The organism is Cytobacillus kochii (genome assembly GCF_020171845.1).
Taxonomy (GTDB): Bacteria; Bacillota; Bacilli; order Bacillales; family Cytobacillaceae; genus Cytobacillus; species Cytobacillus kochii.
Genome location: NZ_JAIVAM010000024.1, coordinates 1 through 20819, shown reverse-complemented (window position 1 = coordinate 20819; position 20819 = coordinate 1). Strand labels below are relative to the sequence as shown.

Annotated in this window: 19 protein-coding genes; 12 read left to right on the top strand and 7 right to left on the bottom strand. The window is 36.8% G+C overall.

Annotation, left to right across the window (positions count from 1 at the left end; all coding sequences use genetic code 11):
* Positions 1–322: 322 nt before the first annotated feature.
* From LCM23_RS25135 to LCM23_RS25125, 3 genes are all read right to left on the bottom strand, one after another.
* The gene (locus LCM23_RS25135; RefSeq protein ID WP_224939259.1) at positions 323–1564 is read right to left on the bottom strand and encodes an amidohydrolase; all 1242 of its coding nucleotides are present in this window, start codon (positions 1562–1564) and stop codon (positions 323–325) included.
* A gap of 17 nt (positions 1565–1581) precedes the next feature.
* Positions 1582–2814 (bottom strand): amidohydrolase family protein, encoded by a 1233-nt coding sequence (locus LCM23_RS25130; protein ID WP_224939258.1) that lies wholly within the window; start codon positions 2812–2814, stop codon positions 1582–1584.
* A 74-nt stretch (positions 2815–2888) separates the two neighbouring features.
* Positions 2889–4460, bottom strand: coding sequence for a glutathione ABC transporter substrate-binding protein (locus LCM23_RS25125; protein ID WP_095370600.1), 1572 nt, complete (start codon positions 4458–4460; stop codon positions 2889–2891).
* A 257-nt stretch (positions 4461–4717) separates the two neighbouring features.
* On the opposite strand from LCM23_RS25125, the gene LCM23_RS25120 reads away from it, so the two are divergent.
* The 8 genes from LCM23_RS25120 (at position 4718) to LCM23_RS25085 (ending at position 13111) form a co-directional block, all read left to right on the top strand.
* The gene (locus LCM23_RS25120; RefSeq protein ID WP_224939257.1) at positions 4718–5620 is read left to right on the top strand and encodes an ABC transporter permease; all 903 of its coding nucleotides are present in this window, start codon (positions 4718–4720) and stop codon (positions 5618–5620) included.
* A gap of 18 nt (positions 5621–5638) precedes the next feature.
* Positions 5639–6559 (top strand): nickel ABC transporter permease, encoded by a 921-nt coding sequence (nikB, locus tag LCM23_RS25115; RefSeq protein ID WP_224939256.1) that lies wholly within the window; start codon positions 5639–5641, stop codon positions 6557–6559.
* Between the two features lie 17 nt (positions 6560–6576).
* Positions 6577–7611, top strand: a complete 1035-nt coding sequence (locus tag LCM23_RS25110; protein WP_224939255.1) for an ABC transporter ATP-binding protein — start codon at positions 6577–6579, stop codon at positions 7609–7611.
* Positions 7595–8584, top strand: a complete 990-nt coding sequence (locus LCM23_RS25105; protein WP_224939254.1) for an ABC transporter ATP-binding protein — start codon at positions 7595–7597, stop codon at positions 8582–8584. Before LCM23_RS25110 ends, LCM23_RS25105 begins: the two co-directional genes overlap by 17 nt.
* 284 nt (positions 8585–8868) lie before the next feature.
* Positions 8869–9612 (top strand): sensor histidine kinase, encoded by a 744-nt coding sequence (locus tag LCM23_RS25100; protein ID WP_095370596.1) that lies wholly within the window; start codon positions 8869–8871, stop codon positions 9610–9612.
* A gap of 24 nt (positions 9613–9636) precedes the next feature.
* Positions 9637–10329: a response regulator transcription factor gene (locus tag LCM23_RS25095; protein ID WP_095370595.1), complete on the top strand. Its 693-nt coding sequence runs from the start codon at positions 9637–9639 to the stop codon at positions 10327–10329.
* The gene (locus tag LCM23_RS25090) at positions 10326–11633 is read left to right on the top strand and encodes an SLC5/6 family protein (RefSeq protein ID WP_224939253.1); all 1308 of its coding nucleotides are present in this window, start codon (positions 10326–10328) and stop codon (positions 11631–11633) included. The genes LCM23_RS25095 and LCM23_RS25090 overlap by 4 nt, the downstream gene beginning before the upstream one ends.
* 14 nt (positions 11634–11647) lie before the next feature.
* Entirely contained in the window at positions 11648–13111 is a 1464-nt protein-coding gene (locus LCM23_RS25085; protein WP_224939252.1) for a cytosine permease, read from the top strand.
* 271 nt (positions 13112–13382) lie between these two features.
* Here the strand turns inward: LCM23_RS25085 and LCM23_RS25080 are convergent, their stop codons facing one another.
* Both LCM23_RS25080 and LCM23_RS25075 read right to left on the bottom strand, forming a co-directional pair.
* The gene (locus LCM23_RS25080; protein WP_224939251.1) at positions 13383–14630 is read right to left on the bottom strand and encodes an amidohydrolase; all 1248 of its coding nucleotides are present in this window, start codon (positions 14628–14630) and stop codon (positions 13383–13385) included.
* An 18-nt stretch (positions 14631–14648) separates the two neighbouring features.
* Positions 14649–16259 (bottom strand): glutathione ABC transporter substrate-binding protein, encoded by a 1611-nt coding sequence (locus LCM23_RS25075; protein ID WP_263624446.1) that lies wholly within the window; start codon positions 16257–16259, stop codon positions 14649–14651.
* Positions 16260–16871: 612 nt separating this feature from the next.
* Between LCM23_RS25075 and LCM23_RS25070 the strand changes: the two genes are divergently transcribed.
* The 3 genes from LCM23_RS25070 to LCM23_RS25060 all read left to right on the top strand — a co-directional run bounded on the left by LCM23_RS25070 (position 16872) and on the right by LCM23_RS25060 (position 18005).
* Entirely contained in the window at positions 16872–17015 is a 144-nt protein-coding gene (locus tag LCM23_RS25070; protein ID WP_157733799.1) for a hypothetical protein, read from the top strand.
* Between the two features lie 230 nt (positions 17016–17245).
* On the top strand, positions 17246–17707 hold the full coding sequence (locus LCM23_RS25065) for an ASCH domain-containing protein (protein ID WP_224939250.1): 462 nt from the start codon (positions 17246–17248) through the stop codon (positions 17705–17707).
* A gap of 7 nt (positions 17708–17714) precedes the next feature.
* Entirely contained in the window at positions 17715–18005 is a 291-nt protein-coding gene (locus LCM23_RS25060; protein WP_224939249.1) for a hypothetical protein, read from the top strand.
* 75 nt (positions 18006–18080) lie between these two features.
* On the opposite strand, the gene LCM23_RS25055 is transcribed toward LCM23_RS25060, so the two are convergent.
* Positions 18081–18338 carry a DUF3006 domain-containing protein gene (locus LCM23_RS25055; RefSeq protein WP_224939248.1) on the bottom strand — a complete coding sequence of 86 codons (258 nt, stop codon included), beginning with the start codon at positions 18336–18338 and terminating at the stop codon, positions 18081–18083.
* 15 nt (positions 18339–18353) lie between these two features.
* Complete coding sequence (locus LCM23_RS26135; protein WP_224939247.1) at positions 18354–19454, bottom strand: MBL fold metallo-hydrolase; 1101 nt, start codon at positions 19452–19454, stop codon at positions 18354–18356.
* A gap of 290 nt (positions 19455–19744) precedes the next feature.
* Here LCM23_RS26135 and LCM23_RS25045 point away from each other — a divergent pair, with 290 nt between their 5' ends.
* Positions 19745–20668, top strand: coding sequence for a diacylglycerol kinase (locus LCM23_RS25045; protein ID WP_095370585.1), 924 nt, complete (start codon positions 19745–19747; stop codon positions 20666–20668).
* The last annotated feature ends 151 nt before the right edge of the window (positions 20669–20819 follow it).

Here is a 20819-nt window from a genome sequence, read left to right as displayed (position 1 = left end):
TGTTAGATTTGGTCTCATATTCTACACCTCAATATTCACTTATTTCTATTATAGAACAATTGTTCCTGTTAATCAAAAATAATCATAAGCAAAAACAACAAAGTTTACGAAAACAGCCTAGTTTTAAGAAGTGATCGATGGGGGTGTCGAGACATTTAGGGGAATAAATTGATAGAGTGTTTAAGAATGACAACCTGGTGGTCTATAATCGTCTATTTGGTGAGAAAGAGAGAATTGATGGACCTTGTCACTCATATTCACCAAACTAAAATAAGCTAAAAGCTAAGTAGAGATACCATCTCTTCTAGCTTTTAGCTAATATTTAAGTAGTAATAAAAGATTTATGCTGTTGGATTTGGGTGAAATTCCCCTTATTGAGTACCGCTTTCCTCTCACTTGTTCTCGCTACTGCCTCAGCAGTACAGGATGCGTTGACTAAAACTAGGCTGGCCTCATCACCTACATTTGGCCATTGATGTTCCCCAGCTTTATTTAATGGTGTGATCCCACCAGTTGCATATTTTAAAGATTGGCTGAGTGAGATTTCATCACTCTTTCTATAAGTCTCGCAATACCTCGTTACCTTTTCCAGAACATCTCCGTTACCAAACGGACCCCATGAATCATAAAATCCATCACAACCAAGATGAACATTCACGCCTTTTTTATCCAGTAATGCAATAGGTGGTAGTGATTTTGTGATAGGAATGGTGGACATAATTGAGATCCCCAAATCGCTTAATTGATCACTCATATGCTCAGCTTGTTGTAAAGGAACTTCGCCTAGACAGAAAGCATGGCTAATTGCTACACGATTATGCCATTTTGCTTCTTCGACCATCTCAGCTAACTTGTCAATCGTATAATAGCCTACATGCCCACCATCATGGAGATGGATATCGATATCAACATCAAATTCGGTCGCTAAATTCATTACCTCGAATAATGATTGCTCAATGTTTTTATCTATTCCAGCTGGATCTAACCCCCCAATAAGTGTAGCACCAGAATTTAAGGCTTCTTTCATTAAAGGAATGACGTCCCCTTTTAATAATCCATGTTGCGGAAAAGCGACAATATCATAGGTTAGTTGATCAGAATAGCTATCAAGCGCTTCGTATACGCCTTCTAAATTCTTTAAACCAATGTACGGGTCAATATTTACATGAGTGCGAATATGTGTGGAACCTTTAGAAAGTATAAGTTCAATCATTTTAGAAGCTCGTTGTTTAACTGTAGTTGAGAGTTCCTCTAATTCCATTGCTTCAAGGCGCAACCGTTCTTCTAAGTTTTTGGCAGGTGTACAAGCCTTCCAATCTAGCGATAGGTATGTTTTATCTAAATGATTATGCATTTCTTTTAAGCTAGGTATGGCCAGAAGACCCTTACAATCAATTTGATTCTCTTCAGGAGAAATTTTATCCTTTTTTTCTTTTTTCTCAACAATTTTTCCATCAACAATTTTTAAATGGTATAAGTCTGTTTTGGTGGTATATGTGTTATTTTCATCTCCAACATATCCTACTTCTAGCAATACATTTGTTAGCCAAAATTTCTTTTTCACGATATAACCCCTTTCGATTATATAGTTTGCTCTGACCCTAGCTTGCTTTCTACCTTTTTTCCTTTAAAGAAAAGTGATTTGATGGCACCTCTTCTAGCTATGGCTTCAGCGGAACATGATGAATCCACTAACATCATCGTTGCCTCATCGCCTACTTTAGGCCACACTCTTTCACCGTCTGCATTTAACGGTTTAATCCCACCTGTACCATATTTTAAAGCTGTTGATAATGAATGTTCGTCACTCATTTTAAATCGCTCTGCTAAAATAGAAAGTTTTTGAATAGTATCACCTGTTCCAAAAGGCGACCAATGATCAGTAATACTATCATGTCCTACTGAAACAGTAATGCCCATCTTATCTAATAGTGGAACGGGAATAGTTGGTCTATTAATTGGAATTGTTGTAGTAATATCAATCTCCTGTTCCTTTAATTGTTCGCCTATGTCGGTTAGTTTACTTTCATCTAAGTCCCCTAGCGCAATGCCATGACTTATCGTAGCTTTTCCTTTCAACCCTGTTTGTTCAGTATAATATGCCATTCTTTCAAAGGTAAAAGCACCTAATGAGTTCGGATCATGGAGGTGAATGTCTACACCTTTATTATTTTCATTTGCAATATCAAATATAGTATATAATGACTTTTCAATATTACGGTCGACAGTTGCAGGGTCAACGCCACCAACCAATGTAGCGCCATTTCTCATGGCATCTTTAACTAGTTGCACAGAATCACTTCTTAGCAATCCATGTTGAGGGAAAGCGACAATATCATAAGAAAGTACATCTTCATATTTTTTTAAGGCATTTACCGTTGCCTCCAAGTTTTGTAAACCAATGACAGGATCAATATTACAATGTGTGCGTATATGTGTATGCCCATTTGCTATATATAGTTCAATCATTTTTTCAGCACGTTCTTGTGCTGTTGGTAGCAACTTTGGTAATAACTTTTTTTCTTCATCCAATCTTGTAAAGATGCCATTAGTTATAGGTGTACATGCTTTCCATGGACCCCCATAGTATGTTTTGTCAATATGGATATGCATATCTCTTAATGAGGGTAATAACAAATACCCCTGTCCATCTATGCTCAATTCATGAGTTTCGGGTAACTGATTCGTTATTTCAGTAATCGTGCCATCCTCTATTTTTAAATGACATAATTCCGTTTTTGTCCCTCGGATTTCACCATCTTCTATGTCAAAAGACTTCTCTAGTTTTACATTTAATAACCATTGAATTGTCATTTTGTACCTCCTAAAGAGTTTTTAAAGGGGAAATAGAGTTTTTTAGCTAGTTAACCCCGTTATAATATAAGATTTTATTTTAGCTTCACTTCATTAATCATTAAATAGTTGGCCGCATTTAACCACATACCACTAACAGTTTTACTGTGAACTGCTAGATGCTCGTAATTACGGATAGGTACATATACAGCCTCATCTAGTTCTATTTCCATAGCTTCTTCATACAACGCTAATCGTTTATCATTATTTGTTTCTTGTCGTGCTGCTTCAATCAATTGATCTACATCCGGGTTACTGTAATAGAAGTGGTTACCTGGTGAACCTTGAGAATCCGAGTGGAATAAGTTGTATTGATTATAATCACCATCACCGGTAGCATTACCCCATCCGCCGATAAATAAATCATGGTCAGATTTATCAATTGTATCAATATACGAACCGTATTCCATTACTTGAATTTCTATATTTACACCTATTCCCTTTAATTGAGATTGGATCACCTCAGCCATGTTGATTCTTTCTTTTCTGTCATTCGTAAGTAGTGTTAAGTTAAGGTTATCTTCAAAACCAGCTTCTTTTAATAATTTTTTTGCTTCATTAAGGTCGTAATCAAATGGAGCAACATTTTCGCTATATCCAAATACTTTAGGGCTCATTGCCGAGTTGGCGAGTGTCCCGACATCATTATAAACACCTTTTATGATTGAGTCCCTTTCAATTGCATGGCTAATGGCTTTTCTTACCCTAATATCGTCTAATGGTTTTTTAGAAGTATTAAAGCCTATATATTCTACAGCAAGGCCCTCCGTCCGATATAGCCCCATGCTATCTGATGCCACAATACGGTCAAGTTCAGTTACGGGTACTTGATCATTTATGTGTGCCTCTCCTGTTTCAATCATGGCTAATCTAGTAGCATCCTCTGGCACAACTTTAAAGACGACACGATCCAGACTAGGTTTTTCTCCCCAGTAATCTTTATTTTTGTTTAATGAGATTTCTTGCCCTGACTTCCAATGTTCAAATAGAAAAGGTCCAGTACCTACTGGATGGTCCATTAATTGATCTGGATTTTCTTTTAATACTTTTGGACTTATTATACTTCCCTCTTGGCTAGCTAAAATAGAGAGTAAGGGTGCGTATGGATAGTCTAATAACAATTGCACAGTGTAATCATCTACGATTTTTACTTCATTTATCATACTTAGCTTTTCCCTTTGCGGGGATTCTGTTTTAGGATCTAGCAACCTATCAAATGTTGTTTTCACAGCTTCCGCATTAAATGGCGTTCCATCGTGAAACTTTACTCCCTCCCGAAGCTTAAATTCCCAAGTTGTCTCATTTATTACTTCCCACTCTGTTGCTAAAAGAGGCTGTATTTTAAAATCCTTATCAGGGACTACGAGTGTTTCATACACCTTTTGATAAGTAATATTAGCAGAAGGTATATCTGTAATGAAATGAGGGTCAAGCTTTGTTGCATCTGATAAGCGGACTACTGAAAGTGTACCTCCTTCTTTTGCTGTATCTTCGTTTTCCGCATTTGCACTCTCACTATTAGATTGTGTTGAACATGCTGTGAAAAGAGTTAATACTAATACGATGAATCCTATTAAGATGTTTTTCTTTTGCAACCTTTCAACCATACTTTCCCTTCTTTCTTTTCTTAAGTGAATGTTTACATTAAATTTAATGCTTATCTGCATTATAGAGGATGATTTTTTAAAATATTTATATTATATTTACTTCTTTTTTCATTTTCTTCATCAATATTCTGAAAATTATTTACTTTCTATTTAAATTTGATAATTTTATTCACATGATTATTCTTCAATTCTAAGGGGGACTTACTGTTGGAAACGACCATACTATCCATTCATAAATATTACAGGAGGAAGATGCAATGTCTATTGAAGTAAAATCCGAGCTTAATCATTCAGTGTCTCAAGTTTTAAACAAACCAAAGGAATCACAGATAAAAAATGCATTAGCCATACTTCTTAGCAATAAAGCAGCAATGATAGGTGCAATGATTATTATTTTCTATCTTTTGATTGCGTTATTTGCTCCTTTACTCGCACCTTATGATCCATATGCAATTAACTTGGATAACAAATTTATTCCTCCTTCTGCTGATCATTGGATGGGGACTGATGATAAAGGTAGAGATATTTTAAGCCGCCTTTTATATGGTAGTCGTTTATCAATGGGCGTAGGGTTTGCAGCAGTAGCTTTTGGCGCATTATTTGGCATAATGTGCGGATTAATCGCTGGCTATTATGGAAAATGGGTGGATTCTATCATTATGAGAGTGATGGATATTTTACTCGCTTTTCCAGGGATTTTACTTGCTTTAGCGATTATAGCTGCATTGGGACCAAGCTTAATTAATGTAACCATTGCAGTAGGGGCATTTTCAGTTCCATTATTTGCTCGAATTGTACGTGGATCCACTCTAGAGGTGAAAAAACTGGAATACATCGATGCCGTTCGTTCACTAGGTGCAAATGATTTCGTCATTATTTTTAAACATATTTTGCCTAATATTCTATCTCCTATTATTATCCAAGGGACTTTAAGATTAGCCACAGCAATTCTCTCAGCAGCAGGGTTGTCCTTCCTTGGATTAGGTGCACAGCCTCCATCTCCTGAATGGGGCACAATGTTAAGTAGTGGGCGTGATTTTTTATTCTCAGCTCCATATATTGCCCTTTTTCCTGGCCTGGCCATCTCAATTTTGGTTCTAGGATTTAATATTTTTGGTGATGGTTTACGAGATGCGTTAGATCCTAGAATGAAAAACTAATAATAGGAGGTTTTGAAAATGGCAATGTTTATTTTTAGGCGATTGTTCCAAACAATCCCGGTCATTATTGGTGTCACTTTTGTTGTATTCTTTATCATGCAGCTAGTACCTGGAGACCCAGCTGTTATTCTAGCTGGAGAAGGAGCGTCTAAGGAGACGATTGAGGCGTTAAGAGAGCAGCTAGGACTGAATCAACCCCTCATTATTCAATACTTTGACTATATAACAAGTCTGTTAAAGGGAGACTTCGGTACTTCATTAAAAAGTAGTCAACCTGTATTAGACGAGATATTAGTAAGGCTTCCAATAACAATGGAATTAGCTTTTGTTAGTATTCTTATAACCATTTTCCTCGGTATGGCTGCTGGGATCATTGCAGCTATAAAACCATACTCTTTACAAGACATAGGGGTCATGTTAATTGCTTTATTAGGCATATCATTACCGAGTTTTTGGTTGGGGTTAATGTTAATGTATTTCTTTTCCGTAAAGCTACAAATTCTCCCTGTAGCAGGTTGGGATAGCCCTCTTCATATCATCCTGCCGGCCATTACCCTAGGAGTAGGGGGCGCAGCCATTGTAGCACGAATGACAAGGTCTAGTATGTTAGAAGTTATAGGCCAAGATTATATACGTACTGCACGAGCGAAAGGAATCAAAGAAACAATCATCATATTCAAACATGCTTTAAGGAATGCCCTTATACCGGTAATCACAGTCGTAGGTTTACAGTTTGGTGCTTTACTAGGCGGCACGGTGTTAGTTGAGTCCATCTTTGCTATTAATGGACTAGGGAGAATGATTGTGGATGCGATACGAATGAGAGATTTACCAATGGTTCAAGGCGGGGTTCTAGTCGCGTCACTTATTTTTGTGATTGTGAATCTATTGGTTGATATTTTCTATAGATTATTTAATAAACGTATAGATTTAAATTAAAAATGGGGTGCGCAAATATGGCGGAAAAAGAGATACCTATACTCGAAGTGAAGGGATTAAAGACCTATTTTACTACGAAAAAAGGAACTAGCAAACCGGTTGATGGCATTGATTTCGTTCTGAATAAAGGAGAAACACTTGGAATAGTAGGAGAGTCTGGGTGTGGAAAAAGCATGACTTCTCTTTCGATTCTTCGTCTCATTCCCTCCCCATCAGGAAAAATTGCTGGAGGATCTATCTTATTTAAAGGAAAAGATTTAGTTAAGTTACCAGAAAGTGAAATGAGGAAGGTAAGAGGCAATGATATTTCAATGATATTCCAAGAGCCGATGACATCCTTAAATCCGGTTATACCTGTTGGCGAGCAAATTGCTGAGGCTATTCGATTACATCAAAATTTAGGGAAAAAAGCAGCTTGGGAAAAATCGGTCGAGATGCTTCGTTTAGTAGGCATTCCCTCACCGGAAAAAAGAGCCAAGCAAGAACCTTTTCAACTAAGTGGTGGGATGCGCCAACGTGTAATGATTGCGATGGCTCTTGCCTGTTCCCCTGAAATACTGATAGCTGATGAGCCAACAACTGCCTTAGATGTAACCATACAGGCACAAATTCTTGAAATAATAAAAAACTTACAAAAACAGCTTGGGATGGGTGTGATTATGATTACTCACGATCTTGGTGTCGTGGCAGAAACCTGTGATCAAGTGGTCGTCATGTATGCGGGGAATATTGTAGAACATACCTCTTCTAAGGAGTTATTTGCCAATCCTAAACATCCGTATACACAAGGATTATTAGCATCTTTGCCAAATATAACTGAGGATGTAGAGGAGTTAAGAACAATTGAAGGTACAATTCCTAGCCCATATAATCTGCCAAAGGGCTGTCGTTTTTCATCAAGATGTCCTCATAGTAAAGATATTTGTTCTGAAAGAAACCCTGAATTATTCGAAGTTAGCGATGATACAAAAGTGAGATGTTGGATATACTCCGATAATTGGAATAATCAGAGTAAGAGGGAGGAGGAGTGTCTAAATGAAAAGCATAGCTGAGCGAAAAGTACTCCTTCAGGTAAATAATATAAAACAACATTTTACAGTGAAAAATGATGCTTTGTTTAAGCCGAAAACGGTGGTAAAAGCAGTTGATGGCATTTCATTTGAACTGTATGAGGGAGAAACATTAAGTATTGTAGGTGAATCGGGTTGTGGAAAGTCAACGACTGGCCGAGCTATTCTACGACTAGATGAACCATCAGCTGGAGAAATTTATTTTGGAGGAGAAAATCTCCTTACTGTTAAGAAGAAGGACATGAGAAAGTTACGTGGGGATTTACAAGTTATCTTTCAAGATCCCTTCGCATCACTTAACCCTAGACAAAAAGTAAAACAAATCTTAAATGAAGCGATGGCTACACAGAAGTCAGTTGTAAAAGAGAAAAGGCCGGAAAGAATGAAAGAACTATTAGAATACGTTGGTCTACCGTTAGAATCATTGGAACGATACCCACACGAATTTAGCGGTGGCCAAAGGCAGCGTATTGGCATTGCTAGAGCGCTCGCAGTTCATCCTAAATTAATTATCTGTGATGAAGCAGTTTCCGCATTGGATGTCTCTATACAAGCGCAGATATTAAATTTATTAAAACAATTACAAAGACAGTTTAATTTAACTTTTCTATTCATCTCACATGATTTAAGCGTTGTTAGACATGTATCTGACCGAGTAATGGTTATGTACCTTGGAAAAATCGTTGAAATCGCAGATAAAAAAAGTCTGTTCGATAAACCGATGCATCCATATACACATGCACTATTATCATCAATCCCTGTACCCGATCCTACTATAAAGCATGAACGCATCATTTTAAAAGGGGATGTACCTTCTCCTATTAATCCGCCAAAAGGATGTCGTTTTCATACAAGATGCCCATTTGCTACGGATCTTTGTCAAGAAACTGAGCCAGAGTTAAGGGAGTTGGAGAAAGGCCATTTTGTGAGCTGTCATATGGTGGAAAAAATATAGTGGGATAATAATTTCTCTATACAAAATATTTACAAGAATATAAAATATCAATAAAGGGAGTCTACCCTTTGATCTAAGCGGTAAACAAACGCATCATTAATTGAAAGAGTAGGTTATCGCATTTTCGGAGGCTAACCTCATGTTTTTAGCGGTTCAAGGATCGAGCTTCTCAAAAAGGGATCTGAAGTATACTGCTCAATTCCAACTAAAATTTCGATATTTCTATATCTACGCGCTGAAGGGAGTGCATGACTCCCCCTTCTCTTACATAAAGGAGTGGGAAAGTGATATCCCTAGAAAGTTTCTCTATTTATATTATTCTCTGTGTATTAGCACCATTAATTGGCGCTTTCACCTTGCTTTTTTTGTTTATCTTTGAGAAAAGAATCGATTTAATAGAGAAAGAGAAGAAAGAAATCGCGATTGAAAGAGAATTACAAATGGCCTTATATAACCAGCTTAACCAAGAAATTCAACCCCATTTCTTATTTAATACGCTTAACTCGATATTAAGTTTAGCAAGGTTAGATAGAAAAAAAGAATTAGTCTATTCAATTGAAACGTTTTCTAAACTATTGAAATTTAAATATCAAACCAACACCAACAATATTACGGTTAATGATGAACTTACTTATATTAAATATTATCTCGAAATTCAAAAGACAAGGTTTAGGGATCGCCTTTTTTATGAGATTGAAGCGGATGAAGATGTTCATCAAGCATTAATTATCCCTTTTTTAATTCAAACCCTTGTTGAAAATGCTTTTAAGCACTCTTTTGAAAAACATATAGGTGAAGCCTTCTTAAAGGTTACAGTTAAAAAGTGTTCACAATCCATACAAGTTACTGTCTGGAACAGCGCGAATAATCAAGCAATCGATGATTATAATGAAGTGGGTATAGGCCTTGAAAATATAAAGGCAAGATTGCATCTATTTTATTCGAAAGAGACGACGAGTATAAATTTACTAATCTCAGAAACTGGGACAACCGTTGTAGCTGTTTTCCCTTATATAACAAAGGAATGAATGATTATAGGAGGGTAAACAAGTATGAATATTTTATTAGTCGATGACGAAATGCTAGAACTTGAACAACTCGAATATTTGATAAAAAACCAATTTCCTAAATGGACGATCTACAAAGCAAATGATGCGTCTCAGGCTGTTCAAATCAACAAGCAACACAATATTTCTCTTGCCTTTTTAGATATTCAACTACCGGGTAAATCTGGTCTAGAGTTAGCCAGTGAATTAGCGCAAAATTATACAATGGATATTATTATGGTTACCGCTTTTCAAAGTTTTGAATATGCTCAAAAATCTATTCGGCTTGGTGTAGTTGATTATATAACCAAACCTGTCATAGAGGATGAACTAATAGGTGTTTTAAATAAATATGAACAATTAGGTCAGTATTCAGAATCAATTATTCAAACGATTCAAATCATACAACAAGAATATAGTGAGAAAATAACACTTAATTACTTGGCTTCAAAGAGTCATATGAATCCAGCTTATTTAAGTAGGAAGTTTCATGAAGAAGTGGGTTTGGGTTTTTCTGAATATTTAAATGATTACCGTCTAAACATAGCCAAGAAGATGTTAATTGAACAGCCGACTTTGAGCATCCATACAGTGTCTGAAAAATGCGGTTTTAATAGTCAACATTACTTTAGTCAAATGTTTCGTAAATTAACTGGAATGACGCCAAGAGAATTTCGCCTAGAGGTGCCCTATCGTTGAATAAACAGGACTATCAATTTTATATAAGTGGAGCAATTAAATTAGGGGTTAGTTTTGGAATCGTGAGCCTATTAGCGAGATGGGTAACGGGGAATACCATCCTTTCCTCTCCTGAAACTTTATTAAAGTATGGAATGGTAGGAGGAATAGGCTATTCCCTTATGGGGGCATTAAGCCTGATCCTTTTTGGAATGGTAGCAAAGAGGATACGTCAATCTTTCCCCCACCATTTAACCATTGGTGATGTATTACGTCAGAAACTCAATCCTAGCGGCTACTGGTACATGATTTGTATCCTCTTAATCACGAGTTTGGACTCCATATTCGTGCAAGCGATGGGGGCGGCTATTCTCCTTCATATTGTTTTTCCTATTCCAATTTATTTGGGGATGCTATTATTTTTATTTGTTTGTTTTCTCATTGGTGGAATGGGTGGGATGCAGAGAATTCATCAGCTAGCTAGTGTAAATGTGACATTAATATTTGCTGCTGTCATCATAATTCCTGTTTATTTTTACATTCAAAATGGTGTGCACCCAGTATTTGAAGGAATCAAATTATACCATCCTTACCTGTTATATTTTCAAAACACAGATGCTATGTTGTTTATTATGACTGCTATATTAATTGGATTTGGTCAAGTGATCATTGATCGTTCGACTTGGCAAAGAGTCTTCTTATTAAAACCTGCTAAGGTCCAGTTAACCTTTACTTTAGCAGGTTTTATATGGATGACTATTCCATTGGCTTTGTCATCTTTATTGATGATTATTATCTATAGTGGTAGCTACGATAATATTACTTCTTTATTATTCGAACTAATTAATAGAATTCAAACCACCCTGTTTGTTTTTTTGTTTATTCTATTTTGTTTCAGCGCAATTTCAGCAGCAATTAGTTCAGAATTACAAGCCACCACTGTATTAATCGTGCGAAATATATTACAGGTTTTCTTATCGCTCACCAACAGGGATAAATGGAATCTTACTTATCTAACTTCAGGCTTTATTTGTGTACTTTTATTAGTAGTCGTAAGTATTTTTTCTCCTTCTCTTTTAGAACTATTATTTTTCTTTGGGCATATGTACGCTTCATTAATTATTCCTATGCTCTATATTATCTTAAGTAAAGGACCAATACATTCGATTATTCCCTTTTCCTCATTAATCGGAATGATAGGTGGTTATGCTTTTATATCTGTTGTAGGAAATTTCACTGCTATTTGGATTAGCTTTTTCATTTCCGGTACCCTATGTAGTATTGTTTGGATTTATACCATTTTCAACAACCATTTTAATAAATAATAGGGGGATTATACTTGAATCCAGGTAAATCTATTATGGTAGATAGAGTGGAAGAGGATTTCGCTCTGCAACCTACTAAACCCACCATAAGAAATTTGAACTTCAGTCATTTTTTCTCTTTATGGATGGGATCTATTCATAATATCCCCTCCTATGTAACGGTAGGGGGTTTTTTTGCATTAGGACTTTCTATAACCGAAGTCATGGTTGTTATTCTCGCCTCAGCGTTTCTACTTACTATTCTGATACAGCTCAATGGGCATGCAGGAAATAAATATGGCATTCCCTTTGTGATGTTTCTTAAAACATCATTTGGCGGTGCAGGTGCGTTATTACCAGGAGTATTGAGAGGAATCATTGCAGGAATTATGTGGTTTGGGCTTCAAACTTATGCTGGGAGCCTTGCAATCACCATTTTAATTGGCCAATTCTGGCCTGCTTATATAAATTTGGGTGGTGAATGGACATTATTTGGTCTTAGCCTTACTCATCTTATTTCATTTCTTGTATTTTGGTTCATCAACTTATGCTTTTCTTTTGGAGGAATGAAAGCACTTGGAAAATTATCCAATGTGATTACTCCATTGGTTTTCCTTATATTCGGAGGCATGAGTATTTGGGTTATTGGTCAAGCAGGGGGAGTAGAACCAATCCTTTTGCATGGCGCTACAAATATCTCTGCTACAAATATATTTACTATGATTACTTGCATGTCAGCTTTATTAGCTACTTGGGTGGCGCCTATATTGAGTGTTTCTGATTACACTAGGTATGCTAGAACAACCATTCAACAATCGCTCGGTCAATTTTTGGGGATAATGGTTTCTTATGGCCTATTTGCTGCAGCTAGTATTTCAATTATTAAAGGTACAGAAATGCTTTATGGCAAACCTATTTGGAATATACTTGATGTGATTGGTGAGTTCGATAGTAAGCTAGTGGTTTGTTTATCACTGATTACGGTTTGTTTATCTACGCTTTCTGTTAATATTACCGGAAATATAATTCCTGCTATTAATCAGCTAATTTCTCTTTTTCCAAAGTTAATCAATTCCAAAAGTGCAGCTATTATCATTTCCATAGCAGGGATGGTTATTATGCCTTGGAAGTTGATGGAGAATTCAACTAGTATATTCACATTCTTAAACATGGTAGGTGGATTATTGAGTCCTGTCATTGGAATCATGATTACACAATATTTTCTTATCGATAAAAAGAAAATTGATATAAAGGAGCTCTATCATAATAAAGGAGATCATTATTACTCTAGTGGTGTAAACAAATCAGCAATTTTAGCTATGTGTATGGCAGGGGGATTAAGTCTCTCAGGACATTTTATTTCATCTTTAGAGCCATTATACAATCTATCATTTTTTGTTGGAATCATTTCATCTATACTTTTATACCTTTTGTTTATATTTATGAATACAGTCTTTTTTGGCAAATTTGGAAGTAGGCAGAATAAGGCAAGTAGCTAACTAAATGACTTAGCCAGAAATAATGAACAATAGCGAATGATGATTTATAACATAGTTTAGTTGCTAAACAAATTCGTTCCAGCGCACTACAGATACTCGTTTTCTGAGGGGAGGGAGCTGGTCCTAATCCTGTAGGTGTCGAGTGTTTTCCTGTCGATTCCACTATTCTCAATGATATAAAACAATCCGAATAATTAGAAGGTAGATTCTCCTCCTAATCATTCGGATACATCTTTTGCTGAAATACTATTTAGTTTCTGCCTATATCTCATTAATCATTAACAGGCTCTTTCTTGCATAGTTCACCATAAACTAAGTTTCCTTTATACATAACGCCATTTGGTTTTATACGTCTAGCAATGACTTCGGCACTACAAGATGCATCCATAAATAAGAAATTGGCAGAGTCACCGGTTTTTGGCCATTGCTGATGACCATTTCTATCCAAAGTTGTAATGCCGCCTGTAATATATTTTAATATTTGTGATAGAGATATTTCGTTTGTCCATCTATATCGCTCTATTAATCTTGTTGCTCTTTCCAAGATATCCCCATTCCCCGTTGGCCACCAGGAATCAAAAATATTATCGTTTCCAATCGCTACTTGTATACCATATTCGTCTAAGAAATCTACAGGTGGTATATCTCTCCCGGTCGGTAAGCTAGTGACTATAGATATTTCTGCTGCTTTAAGAAGTTCAGCTGTTTTTTTTACTTCATCCAACGATACTCCGCCTAATCCAAATGCATGACTAATGAAAACTCTACCTTGCCACCCAGCTTCTAATGTGAGATGGGCAAGTCTTTTCATTGTAAATGTCCCGAGATGTCCAGGATCATGTAAATGTAAATCGATGTCAGCATTTCCTTCCACAGCAATATCCATTAATTGTACTAATGAAGCTTCGATATTATTATCAACAGTAGCTGGGTCTACCGAGCCTACAATGCCTGCCCCATGCTTAACTGCTTGCCTCATATAACTAATCGTGTCTTTATTTAATAAACCATGTTGTGCAAATGCGACGCTTTCAACGCTCATCTGACCGGAGAAATTTTGTATGGCCGTTTGGACTTCTTCTAAGTTTTTAAGCCCAACCTCAGGATAGATATCTACATGTGTCCTGACATGTGTCGATCCAAATGATAGTAATTGTTTCAGGAGCTTTCCTGCTCTAACATGAGTTTGTGAAGGAAGGGATTTTAAAATATTCTTTTCGATATTACAACGTTCTATTACACTTGATGCGGGAAGACAAGACTGCCATTTATCTCCCATATAGGTTTTATCTAAATGGACATGTTTTTCAACAAAGGATGGCATTAACAATAAGTCTTTTACGTCTTTTAGAGGGTAATCATTTGTTATATCTGCTAAGGTATTCGTAATCTTTTCAATCTTCCCATGACTAATGAATAAGTGAACCGTTTCTGTCTCTGTTTTTACTGCTTGGCCATTCTCCCATTTAAATCCACTTTCTATCTTTACATTTTTAAGCCAATAGGTTTGATAATTCAATGTATATTTTCCTCCCTATTAATCTTTGTTGATTAAAATATCATTGATTTCTAAGTAACCAGCAGCGCTTATAGAAAAATGATCAACATTCTTCGCAACGGCCGCTAAGTTTTCTATCACTCTTACAGGCACATAAGCAGCGTCTTCCATTTCTATTTCTTGTGCTTTTGCATAAAGTTCCAGGCGCTTCTCTTGATCGGTCTCAGCTCTCGCTAATTCAATTAATTCATCGACTTCATTATTGCTATAAAAGAGCGTATTGCCTGTGGCACCGTGTGAGCTTGAATGAAAAAGATTATATTGATTATAATCAGCATCACCTGTTGCATTCCTCCAACTAATGAGAAATAATTGCGAATCTCCTTTATTCACTTGCTCCACAAATGAACCATACTCAAGAACCTGAATGTTAAGTTTGATTCCAATTCCCATTAGTTGCGATTGTAATATTTCTGCAAGATTTATTCTTTCTTTGTTATCCATTGTGAGTAATGTAGCTTCAAAGCCATTTGCATAACCAGCAGCGCTCAGTAATCTCTTCGCTTCGTTTAGATTATATTCATAAGCTTTTAAGTCCTCATGATATCCGAACACTTTTGACCCCATTAATGAATTGGCTCTATGTCCAATTTTATTAAAAGCTCCATCAATGATTGCATCCATCTCAATGGCATGTGATATAGCTTTTCTCACTTGAACATCATTAAAAGGTAGTGCCTGCATATTAAAACCAAGATATTCTGTACCAAAGCCCTCGCTACGGTACACATTCCCTTTCTTTGATGTTTCAACCGTTTCAATCATATGGATAGAAAGAGGTTCTGCAATATGTGCTTCACCCGTTTCAATCATAGAAACTCTTGTTGTTTCTTCAGGCACTACTTTAAATTCGACTCGGTCGATATGTGGGGGATTTCCCCAATAGTTTTGATTCTTATTCAATATAATTGCTTGACCGGGTGTCCATGACTCAAATGTAAATGGCCCAGTCCCATTAGGTTCTTTTATGACCTCTCCTTTATATTTTTCGATCGTTTTTGGATTAATAATTCCTCCTTCATGGCTTGCTAAAATCGATAGTAAAGGAGAGAATGGTTCGGAAAGTTTGAATTGTACAGTATAATCATCTAAAACTTTTATCTCTTCGACCATTTCAAAGGCAGAAGCTTTTGGGGCACCTAGGTCAGGGTCTAACACCCTTTCAAATGTCTCTTTAACGGCATCAGCATTAAAGGGTGTCCCATCATGAAAGGTTACTCCATGTTGCAAATGAAACTCCCATGTCGTATCATTTACCTGTTCCCAACTTTCAGCTAATAGAGGAACAATATTTTCATTTTTATCTCTAGCAACTAATCCTTCATAAACCTTTCCATGAGTCACACTGGCTGCATTAATAGTCGACATAAAGTGGTGATCTAAGTTATCCACGTCTGATTGCCTGGCAATAATAAGTGTTCCTTCATTACCGTTCCCGTTTTTAGAATCATTGCTTTCTAAAGTAACATTGTTACTTGTTGAACATCCTGAAATGACTACTAAAATGAATAATAATAAACCCAGCTCTTTTATTTTTCTCCTCAATCCTATCCCCCCTAAAGTATGGTACAAATAAATTGTTTCAATCATCTAATTATATTAATATTCTGATAATATTCTTTGTAAATTCTTTACTTGTTTTTACGCTTTTTTTACTTTCTTATCTTTTTGGAAAAATGTAAAGTTGAAGCCATTTCGTAAAGTCAGTCATTTTGTTGTTTTTCTAAAAGAAAAAGGTGAAAGCCGCATCTGATGAGAACTTAACCATAATGATTTTTATCAAAAATTGCTGATCCCTTGGTGAAAACTGTTGTCCAACTAACGTTTTTCGTGTGATTTTATCCATATAATTGGTCCTTATTACTGAAATTTGGTCGGTAATTCAACTTGGTTAGTGATAATAAAAGAATTTTCTTGGCATATGTTTTAAAAAGTGAAAAAAATTGGTATTTTTAAAGTAGTATTAAATGATTGCTAACCCAGTAAAGGAAAGTCTATATATAAAAGGAGTGACTCTATGAAACCGCTAACGATAGCTACCTTGACTAGTTCTTTTGCTTTTATTCCTCTTTTCATTTTTAATGGAGTCTATTCGGCAATGGGTGGGGGACTGCTGATGGGTTATTTCGCTTTTGAAATCACTTATTTTTATAAGATAGAAAATAATCGACATAAGAATATAGGAGAGATGAATCAGAAAAGGTGGAATCTCAGACGTTTATAAAAGAGAAAGACAGCTTCATTATTGCAATTGCAGCCGTTTCTGGTGGAGGGAAAACAGAGATAACGAAGGCATTGTTTAATCGCTGTACCTCTTTTACAATCGGAGTGTTGTCCTATACGTGAGGTCGCACCATTTTCAATCCACTGGATGATACTACTCGGTCCTGCTAGCTGAAATTCATCGAAATGGAGCGTCACAGTATGCGGCAGCTGATTATATGGAGAAGAGGAGAGGCGCATATCCATATGCTTGAGACAGTCAGGATGGATGCTTGATAAAATCATCGATGGCACTTTAAGCAAAGAGGAAACCACGCAACAAATAATAGAAGAAGTGAATAGGAGAATAAAAGATGAGTCAGACAGCAATAGATAAAATATGGCAGCAATATCGACAGCAGCACTCAGAAGCGCCCGATACTTATGCAGCATGGGCGTTCGGTGATAGTGAAGAAATGGCGGATGCCTTGGTGGATCTAGTTGCAGAAGGGAAGAAAACAGCAACAGCATCCAATTACCTTTTATACGAGTTAGAAAATGAAGATTTGCCGCAAGTCGGACAGTTGAATATCATTCTTGATGGCAAAGGGTTGCCGAAAGTGATTGTTAAAACGACAAATGTGACGGTCGTGCCTTTTGACGAGGTAACAGAGAATCATGCATTTAATGAAGGAGAGGGTGATTGTTCGCTAGCTTATTGGAGAGAGGTACATGAAGCCTTTTTTAAACGAGAGCTAGCACCTTTAGGGAAAGACTTTCACGAAAAAATTCTCGTCGTATGTGAAGACTTTGAAGTTGTTTATAAAAAGGAGTGACAAAACAATGACGATTGTCTTTGAACTTGTAAGAATTATTGCTATCTTCTTAGTAGTAGGTTGGTTAGGAAGTGCGGCGTTAGCGGGTGTCTATACAATAGGAGGAGAAACGGTTACGCAACCTTGGATGGGCTTTCTTGGTATTTTACTTCTATTATTTGTGCTCTATCGGAATAAATGGCAATTTTCTGGTTGGTATAAAGGGAAAGGAAGAGAGAAGCTATCAAAGTCTCTGACGAAAACAATCACGATGATAGCCATCTTGCTCATCATTGTCCCATTTATTTATCACCCGTGAGGATGACTAGAGGGCGTATAAGAAAAAAAGCACATCAATCTAGTAAAATGTTGATGTGCTTTTTCGCAGTGTTGATTAGTCTTGTTTAAAGCGGCTGCCTCTATTTAATAACTTCGCTTGTTTTTGCTTGATTCTTTCTTTGGCAGCTTTTGTTGCCTCGTGATCGATGATGATTTCAGTTATTTCGTCTTCCTTCATTGTAATAAGAAGCCACGTACCTTCGGCTGCGTCAGGTGGTAGGAAATGAGCCGAAATTATTTTTTCCACTTGATCATCACCGACTAGGAGCACAGCTTTGCCTTCTTCCATTCTATCTATAACAGCTTTATTCACTCGACTCCACTCCTCTTAGAAACAAATTATAGATTGATCTTCAATTTCTTTTGCTTTGGCTGGACCAATACCAGCAATGCGTTGCAGGTCATCATAGGAAGTGAAAGGTCTTTTCTCGATGATTTCCTCGGCACGATCTGGGCCAATTTCATGGATTTGTTGCAATGTTTGAGCATTCGCTTCATTAATCATAATATGATCTGCAGGACAGCTTTCAATGACAACTTCCTCGTTTGCTTTGTTATCTTTTTTCTCTTTTACCCCATTTATGGAGAGGTAGTCATGGCCATCTGTTTGAATGATAACCGTCCCATTTTCTATCGTGCCGTACACGTCTATATTCATTTGCTGAAGGCGGTTCAATACTTCTTGATTTGGGTGACCGTAAGAGTTGTCTGCACCAGCAGAGTAAATAGCGATTTCAGGATGGATTGCTTCTATAAATGCCTCGCTATTAGAAGTATCTGAACCATGATGAGCGATCTTAAAAATATCTGCTTCTATGTTGCCTGAAGCGAGCATCTCATTTTCGGCTGATGTTTCCGCATCGCCTGTGAAGAGAAACGATTGTTCTTTATAAGTGACCTTCATCCCAATAGAGCTATTATTCAAATCTTCCTCAACAGATGATGGATGAAGAATATCGATCTGTGCTGAACCAATTGTAAATGATTCGCCTGCTCTTGGTATATGGTAAGCTGCTTCACTTTCAATAATGGCATCTATTGCGTCTTCATATACTCTCGACGTTGTTTCTGCTCCGCTCATCCACACTTCTTTGACAGGAAAAGAGTCAATTACTTCAGGCATTTGTCCAATATGATCAGCATGGGGATGAGAGCCAACGAGTAAGTCAATTTCTTTTACCCCAACTGATTGTAAATAGGGTACAACTTCATCGCCATCATGTCTCCCACTATCTATTAAAATCGTAAAATCTTCACCTTGTAATAATGTCGCCTCTCCCTGATCTACATCTATAAAGTGAGCTGTTAAGGTTGGTGAAAATGTTGTCTGTTCTTCAGTTGTTGTTTCAGTGGCACATGCAGTTAGTGTAACGGTGAATAGTATAATAACAATTAATAGTAATGATTTACGCCAGTTATGTATGGTCACGATGGTGTCACTCCTCTTTCGCACATTCGCTTCTGTGTTGATTATAATATAAAAGAAAAGGGAAATGTGGGAATCTGAATATTCCTTAAATAATGAAATAGATAGGTATGAAACTTGTCTAAACGGTCGAGATTAATTAGAATAGGATTGGGCTAGAGGAAATGGTTAAATATTGCTATCTGATTGTGGACAATGTATGATGTAAAATGATGGAACCAATGGCTCATTACAGTATAAAGAACAGTAAAAACATATATAAGCACTTATTTTATTTTATAGGATGATGGGTAATGAAAAGAGCGAGAATTATATATAATCCAACTTCTGGTCGTGAAATTTTTAAAAGGCATCTTGCAGAAGTATTAGAGAAATTCGAACGCGCAGGATATGAAACCTCTTGTCACGCGACAACTTGTGAAGGTGATGCGACAAAGGCTGCAAGACTTGCTGTTGAGAGAAAGTATGACCTTGTCGTAGCTGCCGGTGGAGATGGCACGATTAATGAAGTCGTCAATGGACTCGCAGAGCAGGAATTCCGACCGCAACTGGGTATTATTCCGACAGGGACAACGAATGATTTTGCTCGTGCACTGCACATTCCACGTGATGTAGAAGCAGCAGCGGATATTATTGTCAAAGGCGAGAAAATCCCTGTTGATATTGGCCGAATGGATAAAAAGTATTTTATTAATATTGCTGGTGGCGGTCGTATTACAGAGCTCACATATGAAGTACCAAGCAAGCTAAAAACGATGATTGGTCAACTTGCCTACTATTTAAAAGGAATAGAAATGCTACCAAGTATTAAACCGGCGGATGTCACGATTGAATTCGATGGCAAAATTTTTGAAGGAGAAGCGATGTTATTCCTTGTCGCTTTAACAAACTCTGTCGGCGGTTTTGAAAAATTAGCTCCAGATGCCTCCATTAATGATGGAATGTTCACCTTGTTGATTTTGAAGAAAACCAATTTAGCTGAGTTTATTCGCATTGCCTCACTTGCCTTACGTGGTGAGCATGTCAATGATCCACATGTCATCTATGCAAAAGCGAACAGAATAAAAGTATATTCAAAAGATCCGGTTATGTTGAACCTTGACGGTGAATACGGCGGGGACACCCCAGCTGAATTTGTGAACTTGTATCGTCATTTGGATGTATTTGTACCACTCAATCAAATACGTAAACAAGATCGCCCTGATTATCAAGATTAAGAATGAATAAAAGCTACTGTCGTGATTGAGCCTTTGTTAATGTCCCCTTTAAGTAGACATTCAAAAAAACCTTCATGTTACCATGAAGGAAAGAATGCTACTTGGAGGGGATTTTTCTATGGCAAAGAAAGGACAAACTTTTAATAGTTAT